The following is a 13,010-nucleotide window of genomic DNA, read 5'->3' as shown; positions in this document are numbered from 1 at the left end:
ATCATGCAAGCTCATTCATGAACGGGTCCGGTGTGTCAGCGTCCACCCATGGACTTGCGGATCTCGTCGAGCTTCCTGCGGCCCGCTTGCTGCCGTTCGTTCCACTGCTCGTCGAGGTCACGGCCCGCCCTCGACTCACGGTCCAACTCCTCTGCGCCGACGGCTGTGCCCGCGCGCTGTTCGACCTTGTCTCGCACACCGTCCCACGTGGGCACCCCCGAATCGGTGAAGTCACCGATCGGTGCGCTCACCGCACCGGAACCGTATCCGGTACCGCCGGGCAGGTCCTCGACCAATTCCGCGTCGATGATTCCCGGTACCGTGCCACCGAGCGGAGCCCCCGGCGGTGGATCACCGAGCGGCTGGTCGATCCGCGGCTTGGTCACCTGCGGGACGTCGACGTCGGGGACCGTTCCGGGTGGGGCTCCACGATCGGGGGTGACCGGCTCCGGATCTGCAGTACCCAGCTCGGCCGCCAGAGCCGCCGCGGCAGCCGCCACCGGGGCCAACCGCGGACGACCTGACACTGCAGCGAGGATCTGCTCGATCACCTGCACATCCGTCGCCGTACCGTCTGTCCCGAATTCACTCATGCGCTGCTCCCGTCACCTGTGGCCACTCGTGACTCCACGCTACGGACACCCGAGCCCGGGCGTGCACGGATCCAACTGCGCAGCGGCGCCGAGTCCGCTGCGCAACTGCGCTGAGTCGACTGCGCAACTGCGCTGAGTCAACTGCGCAACTGCGCTCCGACGGCCTTCGATGCCGCTTCGACCGCCGCATCGCGGGCAGCCGTCGCCTGATCCTCGGTCAAGGTGCCGTCGGCTCCGCGGAATCGCAACGCGAACGCCAGGGACTTACGACCCTCACCGACCTGTTCGCCCTCGTAGACGTCGAACAACCGAATCGACTCGAGCAGGTCGCCACCGCCGATCGTGAGTGCAGCTTGCACCGACGCCGCAGGTACGGACGCGTCGACCACCACGGCCACGTCCTGCAACACCGCCGGATACGGCGACACCTCGGGGGCAGGGAGCGATTCGACGACGGGAAGAGCGCTCAGACTCAACTCGGCGGCACACGTGCGCGGCGGCAAGCCCGCCCGCTCCAGCACCGCCGGATGCAACTCGCCCGCGTACCCGACGACCTCGCCGTCGAGCAAGACCTCCGCGCACCGACCCGGATGCCACGGAAGATGCTGTGCTGCACGAAGATCGACGTGCACCCCGGACGCCTCGGCAACGGTACGCACCGCTGCGAAGGTATCGGCGGCCTCGGCCGCGCGACCGGGACCCCAGGGACCCGACAATTCACGCTGACCGGTGAGCACCATGCCCACATGCACCGGCTGCGCCGGCAACGAACCGCGAAGCATGGCGATCTGGTCGTCGGTCGGACGACGATCGACCGGCAACGCGTCCACCGCAGCGGTGGCGTCGTGTCGAAGCACCACCTGAGCAATGCCGAACAGCGAGACGTCTCGCTGGCCGCGGGCGATGTTCCTGCTCAGCATCTCGAGCAAACCCGGAAGCACTGTGGTCGCGAGCTCGGGACGATCGGCCTCGAGCGGATTGAGCACCGAGGTGGTCGCGCGCCGCGGATCGTCCGCGTCGAGTCCCCACGTGTCGAACACACCCTTGGGCAAGAACACCGGAGGCAGCACCTCGACGTACCCGGAGAACGCGAGTGCCTTACCGACGGCGCGCCTGCGCTTCTGTTCGGCGGTGAGGCCACGACCGCCCGGGGCCGACGGCAGTACCGAGGGGATCTGTTCGAGCCCTTCGAGGCGCAACACCTCTTCCACCAGGTCGGCGCGCTGCACCAGATCCGGTCGCCAGGACGGCGGGGTGACGATGAGCTGGCCGTGTCCGCCGTCGTCGACCGACACCTCGACCCCGCAGCCGATCTGCGTCAACCGACGGGCAGCGGTGCCGTTCGGGTACTGCACTCCGGCGATTCGATCAGGGAGGTCGAAGTCCATCGTGATCGTGGGGTACTGGGCGGCCTCGCCGATATCGGTCAACACGGGCTCGATCCGGCCACCGGCGATCTCGACCAGCAACTGTGCGGCCCGATCGAGCGCCGCCACCGGCAGTGCCGAATCCACGGTCCGCTCGAAACGCTTGCTGGCCTCGCTGGAGAGTTTGTGACGACGACCGGTGCGGAACACCGCGAGCGGATCGAACGACGCTGCTTCGAGCACGACCTCGGTGGTCGAATCGTCGACTTCGGTGGACGCGCCGCCCATGACGCCCGCCAACGAGATCGCTCCCGATCCGTCGGCGATGACGACATCCTCGGGATCGAGAGCCCGCTCGACGCCGTCCAGGGTGGTCAGCTTCTCCCCCGCATTCGCGCGGCGGACGACGAGGTCGCCGTCGAGCTTGGACGCATCGAACGCGTGCAGCGGCTGCCCGAGCTCGTGCAGCACGTAGTTGGTGACATCGACGGCAGCCGAGATCGGGCGCACACCGGCCAGCAGAAGTCGACGCTGCATCCACCAAGGCGTGGTCGCGGTCGGATCGATGCCGACGATCTTGCGCAGCGCGAATCGCGATGCGCCCGAGTTCGGTTCGACGGTGACCGGCCACGCGTCACCGGTGACCTCGGTGGGAACCGTCCGCGCCGGATCCACGAAGGGGAGATCGAAACTGCAGGCCAGCTCACGGGCGAGGCCACGGACCGAGAAGGCGTACCCGCGATCGGGGGTCACGTTGAGCTCGATGACCGAGTCCTGTAGGCCGAGAACAGCTTTGGCGTCGTCGCCAGGAGCGGCCGTGCCCTCGGGCAGCACCAGGATTCCGGAGTGATCCTTACCCAACCCCAGTTCGAGCGTCGAGCAAATCATGCCGTTGGAGTTGCGGCCGTAGGTCTTGCGCGACGCGATGGCGAATCCCCCGGGCAGAACGCTGCCCGGCAGAGCGGCCACGATCAGGTCACCCTCGGCGAAGTTCCTGGCACCGCACACGATTTCCTGCGGCTCGGCACCGCCGACGTCCACCAGGCAGAAGCGAATCGGCTTCTTGAACTCGGTCAGCTCCTCGATCGAACTCACCCGACCCACCACCAGTGGGCCGGTCACGTTGTCCAGCGAGTCGAGTTCCTCGACCTCGAACCCGACCCGCACGAAACCGGCATCGAGCTCCTCGGGCGAGACGGCCCAGTCGGGAGTCCCCGCGTGCAGGACCTCGGTCAGCCAGGATTGTGGGACTCGCACGTGTGCTCAGCTCTTTCTTGTATCCGTGAAGAAGTGGGGCGGGTGAGAAACTTCCTTCAGGCCTGAACACCGAAGGGCAACGTGAACCTGATGTCGCCCTCGACGATGTCACGCATGTCCGGGATGTCGTTGCGGAACTGCAGCGTCCGCTCGAGACCCATTCCGAACGCGAACCCGGTGTAGACCTCGGGGTCGATGCCGCTGGCCTGCAACACCTTCGGGTTGACCATTCCGCAGCCACCCCACTCGACCCAACCGGCCCCGCCCTTCTTCTTCGGGAACCACACGTCGACCTCGGCCGACGGCTCGGTGAACGGGAAGTAGTTGGGTCGCATGCGAGTACGGGTGTCGTTGCCGAACAACGCCTTGGCGAACGCATCGAGTGTGCCGCGCAGGTGCGCCATCGTCAGGCCCTTGTCGATGGCAAGACCCTCGACCTGGTGGAAGACCGGAGTGTGCGTCGTATCGAGTTCATCCGTGCGAAACGTCCGTCCCGGGCACACGACGTAGATCGGAACCTCGCGCGAGAGCATCGACCGGACCTGCACCGGTGAGGTATGGGTGCGCAGTACCTGCCGCGAACCTTCCGGTGCGATGTGAAACGTGTCCTGCATCGTGCGTGCCGGGTGGTCGGGCAGGAAGTTGAGCGCATCGAAATTGAAGTGCTCGGTCTCGACCTCGGGGCCTTCTTCGACTTCCCAGCCCATGGCGACGAAGACGTCGGCTACCTGTTCGGAAATGATCGTGATGGGGTGCCTGGCACCGACGGGAGCTCGGTCGGTCGGCAGTGTGACGTCGATGGTTTCCGCGACCAGGATGGCGGCATCACGCTCGGCCGACAGCACGGCGCGGCGCTCGTCGAAGGCCTTCTGCACTCGGTCACGCGCTGCCTTGACGCGTTTGCCCGCGTCCGCCTTCTGGTCCCCCGGGATCGCCCCGAGTGCGCGCTGTGCCAGTGCCAACGGCGCCTTGCCGCCCACATGATCGATCTTGACCTTGGTCAGAGCATCGAGGTCCGACGCGTCGGCGAACGCCTGCTCGGCCGAGTCCACTGCGGATCCGAGCGCGGACTCCTCGAGAACGCTCGGATCCACCGGCTCGGTTCCGACATCTTTCTTCGCCACGACAGCTGCACTCCTCGAGTAATAGTCGGTGTCTGCCACGAAGGGTCGTTGCGCAGGCTTCACTCCTGCGCGGAGCAGACAGGTATCGATCCTAGGCGAGACGCGCTCACGACGTTTCCGAGCGTCGCTGCACTCGGGCACTCGCGTACAGGCAGATCGCCGCGGCGGTGGCCAGGTTGAGGCTCTCGGCACGGCCGTGGATCGGGATTCGAATGCGGTGATCGGCATTGCGCGTCACGAACCCGGGCAGCCCGTGCGCCTCGTTGCCGAACAACCACGCGGTCGGTTGCGCAAGGAGCTCATCGGCGTCGTCCAAGTCCACTTCGCCGTCGGCGGCCGTGGCGACGATGGTCAGACCCGCTCCGCGCAACGCATCGATTCCGGACTCGATCGACCGCTCCCGAGCGATGGGGAGATGGAATACGCTGCCGGCCGATGCGCGGACGCATTTGCCGTTGTGGGGGTCCACCGAGTCGCCCAACAGAACGACCGAATCCGCTCCGGCTGCGTCGGCGACGCGAATGACCGTCCCGGCATTGCCCGGCTCGGCCATCTCCACCGGTACGGCCACCAGCCGCGGTGTTCCGGCCAACGCGCGGTCGATCGGGACGTCGACCAACTCGGTGACCGCGATCAGGCCCTGCGGGGTGACGGTGTCGGACAGCGCCTTCGCAGCACGGTCGGTGATCGGATGAACTCGTGCGCCACCGGCCTCGACGGACGCGATGAGGTCGTGGTGGCGCTCGCGGGCATCGGCGGTGTAGAAGAGCTCACGAATCAACCGGGACTGCGCCGCCTCGGACACCGCGTTGAAGCCTTCGGCGAGAAACAGCCCGGTCTTCTTGCGTTCCGCGGCTCGAGCGAGCTTGACGGCCGAAACGACCCGCGGAGTTCGCTCGGTCAGCGAATCCACGGGCCGTTTCGGTGTTGAGTCGTCGTACGTCGACTCGCTCAGGCTGCTTCTCCGGCCGGAGCGTTGACGTCGGCAGGCAGTGCAGCCTTGGCGATGGCGACCAGGCTTGCGAACGCCGCAGCATCCGACACGGCGAGCTCGGCGAGGATCTTGCGATCGACCTCGACGCCCGCGGCCTTGAGGCCCTGGACGAAGCGGTTGTATGTGATGTCGTTGGCCCGAGCTGCAGCGTTGATACGCGTGATCCACAGCTTGCGGAAGTCACCCTTGCGCGCGCGGCGGTCCCGGTAGGCGTAGGTCAGCGAGTGGAGCTGCTGCTCCTTGGCCTTGGTGTACAGACGTGAGCGCTGTCCGCGGTAGCCCTTGGACGCTTCGAGAATCGAACGGCGCTTCTTCTGGGCGTTGACGGCCCTTTTTACGCGTGCCACTGGTAAATCCTGTCGATCTGGGGGCTTGTGAAACCCCGAATGGTAATGGGATGAAGCCGACCGCTATCGGTCGGCGGCCGGTCCAGATCAGATGCCGAGCAGGCGCTTGATCCGCGGTACGTCGGGCTTCTTGACGACGGCAACACCATCGAGGCGACGAGTCACCTTGGTGGGCTTGTGCTCGAGCAGGTGGCGACGGCCGGCCTTCTGGCGCAGGATCTTGCCGCTGCCGGACACCTTGAATCGCTTCTTGGCACCACTGTGGGTCTTCTGCTTGGGCATGAAATCCTCTTCTTCTTCTGATAGCTCTTCGGTGTTGCATGGCACAGCCGTACATCGCCACGGAAAAGCTGTGCACCGAAGCAGGTGTAGGGCTGTCTTACTGGTAGAGCGCGAGGCTCAGTTGGTCTGCGCCGGAGTAGCCGGAGCTGCTGCGGCCGGTGCCTCGGCAGCCGGGGCTGCGTCGGCGGGCTGTTCCGGCGCGGGGGCCGGTGCGCGCTGGGCGGGCGGAGCCGCTGCGCTCTCCTGTGCCTTGACGCGAGTCTTGGCACCCTTGTGTGGTGCCAGCACCATCGTCATGTTGCGGCCGTCCTGCTTGGCCGAGGTCTCCACGAAGCCGAGCTCCGCGACGTCCGCGCCCAGGCGCTGCAGCAGCCGGAAGCCGAGTTCGGGACGCGACTGCTCGCGGCCACGGAACATGATGGTGACCTTGACCTTCGAGCCGGCTTCGAGGAAGCGAACGACGTTGCGCTTCTTCGTCTCGTAGTCGTGCGCGTCGATCTTGGGACGGAGCTTCTGCTCCTTGATGACGGTGAGCGTCTGGTTCTTGCGCGATTCGCGCGCCTTCTGCGCAGCCTCGTACTTGAACTTCCCGTAGTCCATGATCTTGCAGACCGGCGGACGTGCGTCGGGAGCTACTTCTACAAGATCGAGGTCGGCTTCGAGAGCCAAGCGGAGTGCATCTTCAACACGCACGATCCCCACCTGTTCACCGCCCGGTCCGACAAGCCGGACCTCGGGAACTCGGATGCGATCGTTGATGCGGGTCTCAGTGCTGATGGGGCCTCCTAGGTAGTGCGGTGTGGTGTGTAACCCGACCGCCTGCCACTGGCACAGCCCGTCGCCGTCGATACTCGACATTCCCTGCAGCGATGCATTCCACTGCAACGAAAAAACCCTGCTCTCGGTGTGATCCGATAGCAGGGCCCGATGTCGACCGGTCGACCAGCACGACAACTGTCGTCGTACAGTCTCCTCACTGGGAGGAAGCACGCAGGAAACCTGTGAGGATCTCCGTCGTGCGACCGGACCGGAAGTAACTTGTTGAAGGCTACGTGCCGGTGGGAGTCGGGCTCCACTTGCTGCCTCCGTGCGGTGAACTCCATCGAGGAGCGCACGCCGAAGACGGTCGTCGAGTCACACTACCAGCAGATTCCCGAATCGAACAATCGAGCGGTGTCGGCCCCTTCTCTGCGGATACCCGATGCTCTCCCCAGCGGGAGGCGTGGGATTCTCGTAGGCATGACCAGCTCCCTCAATCCCGACGATTCCGCAGGTGCCGATCCCCTGGGTGCCGAGCCCGAAGTCCGTGAACTCGCCGAGGTTCCCGCTGTGGAGGTGATCAGCCGCGCTGCGGTGATGCTGATGAGTTCTGCGGCCGAGAAGCTGGGACTCTCCGAGCCGGATCCTGCGGAGAGCCCCTACCTGGACCTCGACGAGGCACGACGCGTCATCACCGCACTGGCCGGCCTGGTCACCGCATCGGTGGAATACCTCGGCCCCCATGCCGGACCCATTCGCGACGGATTGCAGGCACTGCAGCGCGCATTCCGGGAAGCTTCGGCCCACCCGGACGAGCCGGGAAAGGGCCCGGGCGAGAAGTACACCGGCCCGGTGCACTGAGCAGAACGCCGGCGAAGTCGACAGAAGCACGAAGCCGCATCCGGTGAGTACCGGATGCGGCTTCGTCGTTGCCGGGGTGTGAATCCGGCGGCTGCCTCTATCGGGCTTCGCCGCTCATCGGACGGCGGCGACCTTGCGAGGCCTGCGCTTCTTCGGAGCCGCCTTCACCGGAGGAGCGACCACCGACTCGCGGGTGAGCGCCTCCTGTAGGAATTTGCCGGTGTAGCTCTCGGAAACGGCCGCCACGGCCTCCGGATCACCTTGCGCCACAACCATTCCGCCTCCGGAACCACCTTCGGGGCCCATGTCGATGACCCAGTCCGAGACCTTGATGACGTCCAGATTGTGCTCGATCACGATCACCGTGTTGCCCTTGTCCACCAGGCCGTTCACGACGCCGAGCAGCTTGCGGATGTCCTCGAAGTGCAGGCCGGTGGTCGGTTCGTCGAGAATGTAGACCGTGCGGCCGGTCGAGCGCTTCTGCAGTTCCGCGGCCAGTTTGACGCGTTGAGCTTCGCCGCCGGACAGCGTCGTTGCCGGTTGGCCGAGGCGGACGTACCCGAGACCGACCTCGACGAGCGTCTTGAGGTAGCGGTGAATCGAGGTGATCGCCTCGAAGAAGTCGGCAGCCTCCTCGATCGGCATGTCCAGGACCTCGGCGATGGTCTTGCCCTTGTAATGCACCTCGAGTGTCTCGCGGTTGTACCGCGCACCCTCACAGACCTCGCACGGAACGTAGACGTCCGGCAGGAAGTTCATCTCGATCTTGAGTGTGCCGTCTCCCGAGCACGCCTCGCACCGGCCGCCCTTGACGTTGAACGAGAATCGGCCGGGCTGGTAGCCGCGCACCTTGGCCTCGGTGGTCGCCGCGAACAGCGTGCGGATCTTGTCGAACACCCCGGTGTACGTTGCGGCGTTCGAGCGTGGCGTGCGTCCGATCGGCGACTGATCCACCCGCACGAGCTTGTCGAGCTGATCGAGGCCGTTGATGCGCGTGTGCCTCCCTGGAACCTGACGGGCACCGTTGAGCTTGTTCGCCATCACCGTCGCGAGGATGTCGTTGACGAGGGTGGACTTGCCCGAACCCGACACCCCTGTGACCGAGGTCAGTACGCCGAGCGGAAAGCTGACGTCTATGCCGCGGAGGTTGTGTTCGCGGGCTCCGACCACGGTGACCTGACGCTTCTTGTCCACGACCCGGCGGGTGTCGGGCAGCGGAATCTCCATCCGCCCGGACAGGTACGCACCGGTCAGCGATTCGTCGTTGGTCAGCAGGTCCTCGTACGAACCGCTGTGCACGACGCGTCCGCCGTGCTCACCCGCCAACGGACCGATGTCGACTATCCAATCCGAGGTGCGGATGGTGTCCTCGTCGTGCTCGACGACGATCAACGTGTTCCCGAGGTCACGCAGCCGGGTCAGCGTGTCGATGAGCCGGCGGTTGTCACGCTGATGCAGTCCGATCGACGGCTCGTCGAGGACGTAGAGAACGCCGACGAGTCCCGATCCGATCTGGGTGGCGAGTCGAATGCGCTGGGCCTCGCCACCGGACAGCGAGCCGGCGGTCCTGGCCAGTGACAGATACTCCAGACCGACGTCCAGCAGGAAACCGAGACGAGCTTGCACCTCCTTGAGAACCTGACCTGCGATTGCCTCCTCGCGGCGACCCAGGGTGAGGCTGTTCAGGAAATCTGCGGTGTCGGCGATCGACAACTCGCACACCTCGGCGATCGACTTCGGCCCGAAGTCGCCCGCGGAGATCGTCACCGACAGGATTTCGGGCCGCAGCCTGGCGCCATTGCACGTGGGACACGGCACGTCGCGCATGTAGCCGTCGTAGCGTTCCTTCATCTGCTCGGACTCGGTCTGCTCCAACCGACGGTGCAGGAACGGCATCACACCCTCGAACTCGGCGTAGTACGACCGCGTGCGGCCGTAGCGGTTCTTGTACTTCACGTGCACCTGGTGGTCGCTGCCCTCGAGGACCGCGCGCTTGACCTTGGCGGGCAACTTGTTCCACGGCGCGTTCAGATCGAACCCCATGGCGTCGGCTAGCCCGGACAGCAGGCGGCCGAAGTACTCCGACGTCTGGCCCATCGACCACGGTGCGATGGCACCGTCCGCGAGGCTGAGATCACCGTCGGGAACGACCAGTTCCGGGTCGACCTCCTTGCGCACGCCGAGGCCGACGCAATCCGGGCACGCACCGTACGGCGAGTTGAAGGAGAACGACCGCGGTTCGAGATCGTCGATGGACAACGGGTGACCGTTGGGGCACGCGAGCTTCTCGGAGAACCGGCGCTCACGGTCCGATGCATTCTCGTCACGATCGACGAAATCGAGGACCACGATGCCGTCGGCCAATCGCAGGGCGGTTTCCACCGAGTCGGTCAGACGCTGCTTCGAACTCGACTTGACGGTCAGGCGGTCGACGACGACCTCGATGTCGTGCTTTTCCTGCTTCTTGAGCACCGGCGGGCTCGTGAGCTGATGCACGACGCCGTCGACGCGAACACGTGAGTAACCCTGAGTGTTCAGCGAATCGAACAGGTCGACGAACTCGCCCTTGCGGGTGCGCACCACCGGGGCGAGAACCTGGAACTTCAGGCCCTCCTCCATGTCCAGCACCTGATCGACGATCTGCTGGGGAGTCTGCTTCGCGATCTGTTCGCCACACACGGGGCAGTGAGCCGTTCCCGCACGCGCGTACAACAGACGGAGGTAGTCGTAGACCTCGGTGATGGTGCCCACCGTCGAACGCGGGTTGCGGTTGGTCGACTTCTGATCGATGGAGACCGCAGGCGACAGGCCCTCGATGAAGTCGACGTCCGGCTTGTCCATCTGTCCGAGGAACTGCCGCGCGTATGCGGACAGCGACTCCACGTAGCGACGCTGCCCTTCGGCGAAGATCGTGTCGAAGGCGAGAGAGGATTTGCCCGATCCGGACAGACCCGTGAACACGATCAGCGCATCCCGAGGCAGGTCTATGTCGACTCCTCGCAGATTGTGCTCCCGCGCACCTCGCACTATCAGGCGATCCGCCACTGTGTTCCCTTCTTTCCGAACGAGCACGTCCAGCCGAGTTGCTGCGTCGCAGCACTGCATGACCTTCGAGTCGCGTGATGACGTGTGATGCCGACGCATCGGTCACACGTCGTGTAACCGTGGACCCCACGTCGAAAACCTGTTGCGGTGAGGGACGAACCTCACCCGGTTGCAATGGTAGATCCAGGCACCGACAGACTTTTCCACGTCCGCGACCCCGCCGCCCATCGTGCCGTCGACGACGGTAGCGTCCTCGAAATGGACGAGCACCTCATGGTCATCGATGACAACTACACCGGCGTCGTCTCGCAGGGTTCGCAGCCGCAGCGGCGAACGATTCCCGGAGCGACGATCACCAAGATGTCGGTCGGCCCCATGGACAACAACACCTACCTCGTCGTCTGTTCCGCGACAGGTCAGTCGGTTCTGATCGACGCCGCCAACGAGGCCGACCGCATCTCGTCGCTCATCGACGAGAACGCGCCGACGCTCTCGCTCATCGTGACGACTCACCAGCACGCCGACCACTGGCTGGCGCTGGCGGACATCGCCGGCGGTACCGACTCCCCGACGGCAGCCCACGAACTCGATGCCGAGCCGCTGCCCGTCACGCCGGACCGACTGCTGGCCGATCGGGACACCGTGTCGGTGGGCGAGCTCACGTTCGATGTGGTGCACCTGACCGGACACACCCCCGGCTCGATCGCCCTCGCACTGACCGATGCCGACGGCGCTCGAACCCACCTCTTCACCGGAGATTCACTCTTTCCCGGTGGCGTGGGCAAGACCGGCAGCCCCGAGGATTTCACCCGCTTGCTCGACGACGTGACGGCGAAATTGTTCGACCGCTACGACGACGAGACCGTCGTCTACCCGGGCCACGGAAAGGACACGACGCTCGGGGCCGAGCGCCCTCACCTGGACGAATGGCGCGCCCGCGGTTGGTGACGATCGGCGTGCTTGAGACCGCGAACCACGGGGTATGAATAGTGTGACAAAAGGACGCACAGCGGTAGGTTTTCGATCGCCGTGCCGCCCAACGTTCCACCGCCGATGACACGAGAAACTACGCAGGAGGCTGTCAATGCTGGTCCGCCGTATCGCCCGTCCGCTGATGTCTACGATCTTCATCGCAGGGGGCGTCGACGCACTCCGTAATCCCACCGGCAAGGCGCAGGTCGCCACTCCGCTGATCGAGCAGAGCAAGGACGCCCTCCCCAACGACGTCACTGCGAACGTGCCGAACGACCCGGAGACGCTGGTCCGCATCAACGGCGGAATCCAGGTTGCCGGCGGCATTCTGCTGGCCACCGGCAAGGCACCGCGGATCGCCTCTCTCGCCCTCGCCGGAAGTCTCGTCCCGACGACGCTCGCCGGACACGCCTTCTGGAACGAGACCGACCCGGAGGCGAAGGCTGCGCAGCGTATCCATTTCTTCAAGAACCTGAGCCTGCTCGGCGGACTGCTCATCGCAGCCGTCGACACCGAGGGCAAGCCGTCCGTGGCATGGCGGAGCAAGCGAGCAGCACGTCGCGCGCAGGAGAGCGTCGTCTCGGCACTGCCCGGGCACTCCACCCACGAGACCGGTGAGCGTGTCAAGGAAATCGCGTCGATCGCCGCAAGCCGCAGTGCCGATCTCGCCGAGGCAGCACAGCCGAAGCTGGCCAAGTTCGCCGACGCCGCCCAGCCCAAGTTGGCCAAGCTCGCCGACATCGCCACCGACAAGGGCTCGGAGCTGGCCGACGTCGCTCAGCCGGCACTGAACCGCTGGGCTCACCTGGCCGCCGACAAGGGATCCGTGCTCGCCGAGGAAGCACAGAAGCGTGGATCCAAGCTGGCCGAGCTCGCCGCCGATCGCGGCAGCGACTTGGCCGACGAGGCGCAGAAGCGCGGCTCCAAGCTCGCCGACAAGGCAGCGCACCGCGGAACCGACCTGGCGGAGCTCGCGCAGAAGCGCGGCTCCAAGCTCGTCGACGTCGCCGCCGACCGTCGCAGTGAATTGGCCGATGTCGCGCAGAAGCGCGCGTCCAAGCTCGCCGATCTGGCCGCCGAGAAGGGTTCCGTCCTCGCCGACGAAGCACAGAAGCGCGGAGTCACGTGGGCCGATCTGGCGTCCGATCGCGTCGAGACGCTGAGCAAGCGCGCCCGCAAGCGCGCCGAGAAGCAGAGCAAGGAACTCGAGAAGGTGACCGAGCAGGCTCGCGCCAAGCTCGAGAAGCGAGTCGCCAAGGCTCAGAAGAACTTGGACAAGAAGCTGCAGCAGTACGCGAAGTAGTTCCCCGCGACAGCACGAAATACAGATGCGGCCCTGCCCCGGAACCAGCGGTTCTGCGGCAGGGCCGTTGTGCGACGTAGACTGCTCTGGCTGATTTCGAGGCGAT

The 13,010-nt window shown here is 65.6% G+C and carries 11 protein-coding genes; 3 read left to right on the top strand and 8 right to left on the bottom strand.

The features are described 5' to 3' along the window. Positions 1-35 precede the first annotated feature (35 nt). From CH249_RS25340 to infC, 7 genes are all read right to left on the bottom strand, one after another. Complete coding sequence (locus CH249_RS25340) at positions 36-593, bottom strand: hypothetical protein (RefSeq protein WP_094682345.1); 558 nt, start codon at positions 591-593, stop codon at positions 36-38. A gap of 137 nt (positions 594-730) precedes the next feature. Beyond that, positions 731-3,217, bottom strand: a complete 2,487-nt coding sequence (gene pheT / locus CH249_RS25335; RefSeq protein WP_094682344.1) for a phenylalanine--tRNA ligase subunit beta — start codon at positions 3,215-3,217, stop codon at positions 731-733. Between the two features lie 56 nt (positions 3,218-3,273). After that, complete coding sequence (gene pheS / locus CH249_RS25330) at positions 3,274-4,341, bottom strand: phenylalanine--tRNA ligase subunit alpha (RefSeq protein WP_045199682.1); 1,068 nt, start codon at positions 4,339-4,341, stop codon at positions 3,274-3,276. 106 nt (positions 4,342-4,447) lie between these two features. Continuing rightward, positions 4,448-5,254, bottom strand: coding sequence for an RNA methyltransferase (locus tag CH249_RS25325; protein ID WP_094682343.1), 807 nt, complete (start codon positions 5,252-5,254; stop codon positions 4,448-4,450). A 38-nt stretch (positions 5,255-5,292) separates the two neighbouring features. Next, a complete protein-coding gene (gene rplT / locus CH249_RS25320) occupies positions 5,293-5,682 on the bottom strand; it encodes a 50S ribosomal protein L20 (protein WP_032378959.1) in 390 nt (129 codons plus the stop codon). Positions 5,683-5,769: 87 nt separating this feature from the next. Further along, positions 5,770-5,964, bottom strand: coding sequence for a 50S ribosomal protein L35 (gene rpmI / locus CH249_RS25315; RefSeq protein WP_032394297.1), 195 nt, complete (start codon positions 5,962-5,964; stop codon positions 5,770-5,772). A 117-nt stretch (positions 5,965-6,081) separates the two neighbouring features. After that, the gene (infC, locus tag CH249_RS25310) at positions 6,082-6,822 is read right to left on the bottom strand and encodes a translation initiation factor IF-3 (protein WP_373453540.1); all 741 of its coding nucleotides are present in this window, start codon (positions 6,820-6,822) and stop codon (positions 6,082-6,084) included. Between the two features lie 381 nt (positions 6,823-7,203). Between infC and CH249_RS25305 the strand changes: the two genes are divergently transcribed. Next, the gene (locus CH249_RS25305) at positions 7,204-7,584 is read left to right on the top strand and encodes a DUF1844 domain-containing protein (RefSeq protein WP_094682353.1); all 381 of its coding nucleotides are present in this window, start codon (positions 7,204-7,206) and stop codon (positions 7,582-7,584) included. 114 nt (positions 7,585-7,698) lie between these two features. Here CH249_RS25305 and uvrA read toward each other — a convergent pair whose 3' ends face one another. Then, positions 7,699-10,629: an excinuclease ABC subunit UvrA gene (uvrA, locus tag CH249_RS25300; protein WP_045199677.1), complete on the bottom strand. Its 2,931-nt coding sequence runs from the start codon at positions 10,627-10,629 to the stop codon at positions 7,699-7,701. A gap of 258 nt (positions 10,630-10,887) precedes the next feature. Here uvrA and CH249_RS25295 point away from each other — a divergent pair, with 258 nt between their 5' ends. Next, positions 10,888-11,577 (top strand): MBL fold metallo-hydrolase, encoded by a 690-nt coding sequence (locus CH249_RS25295; protein WP_094699035.1) that lies wholly within the window; start codon positions 10,888-10,890, stop codon positions 11,575-11,577. A 136-nt stretch (positions 11,578-11,713) separates the two neighbouring features. After that, positions 11,714-12,904 carry a DoxX family protein gene (locus CH249_RS25290; RefSeq protein WP_032394299.1) on the top strand — a complete coding sequence of 397 codons (1,191 nt, stop codon included), beginning with the start codon at positions 11,714-11,716 and terminating at the stop codon, positions 12,902-12,904. Positions 12,905-13,010 lie beyond the last annotated feature (106 nt).

It is taken from the genome of Rhodococcus sp. 05-2255-3B1, assembly GCF_002258545.1.
In the GTDB taxonomy this organism is placed as follows: domain Bacteria; phylum Actinomycetota; class Actinomycetes; order Mycobacteriales; family Mycobacteriaceae; genus Rhodococcoides.
Note: the sequence above shows the minus strand (reverse complement) of the source record. Positions and strands in the feature narration are given on the sequence as shown.

Coding starts and splice junctions, on each gene's coding strand:
- CH249_RS25340 (WP_094682345.1), bottom strand. CDS start 593: ATGAGTGAATTCGGGACAGACGGTACGGCGACGGATGTGCAGGTGATC.
- rpmI (WP_032394297.1), bottom strand. CDS start 5,964: ATGCCCAAGCAGAAGACCCACAGTGGTGCCAAGAAGCGATTCAAGGTG.
- infC (WP_373453540.1), bottom strand. CDS start 6,822: ATGTCGAGTATCGACGGCGACGGGCTGTGCCAGTGGCAGGCGGTCGGG.
- CH249_RS25305 (WP_094682353.1), top strand. CDS start 7,204: ATGACCAGCTCCCTCAATCCCGACGATTCCGCAGGTGCCGATCCCCTG.
- CH249_RS25295 (WP_094699035.1), top strand. CDS start 10,888: ATGGACGAGCACCTCATGGTCATCGATGACAACTACACCGGCGTCGTC.
- CH249_RS25290 (WP_032394299.1), top strand. CDS start 11,714: ATGCTGGTCCGCCGTATCGCCCGTCCGCTGATGTCTACGATCTTCATC.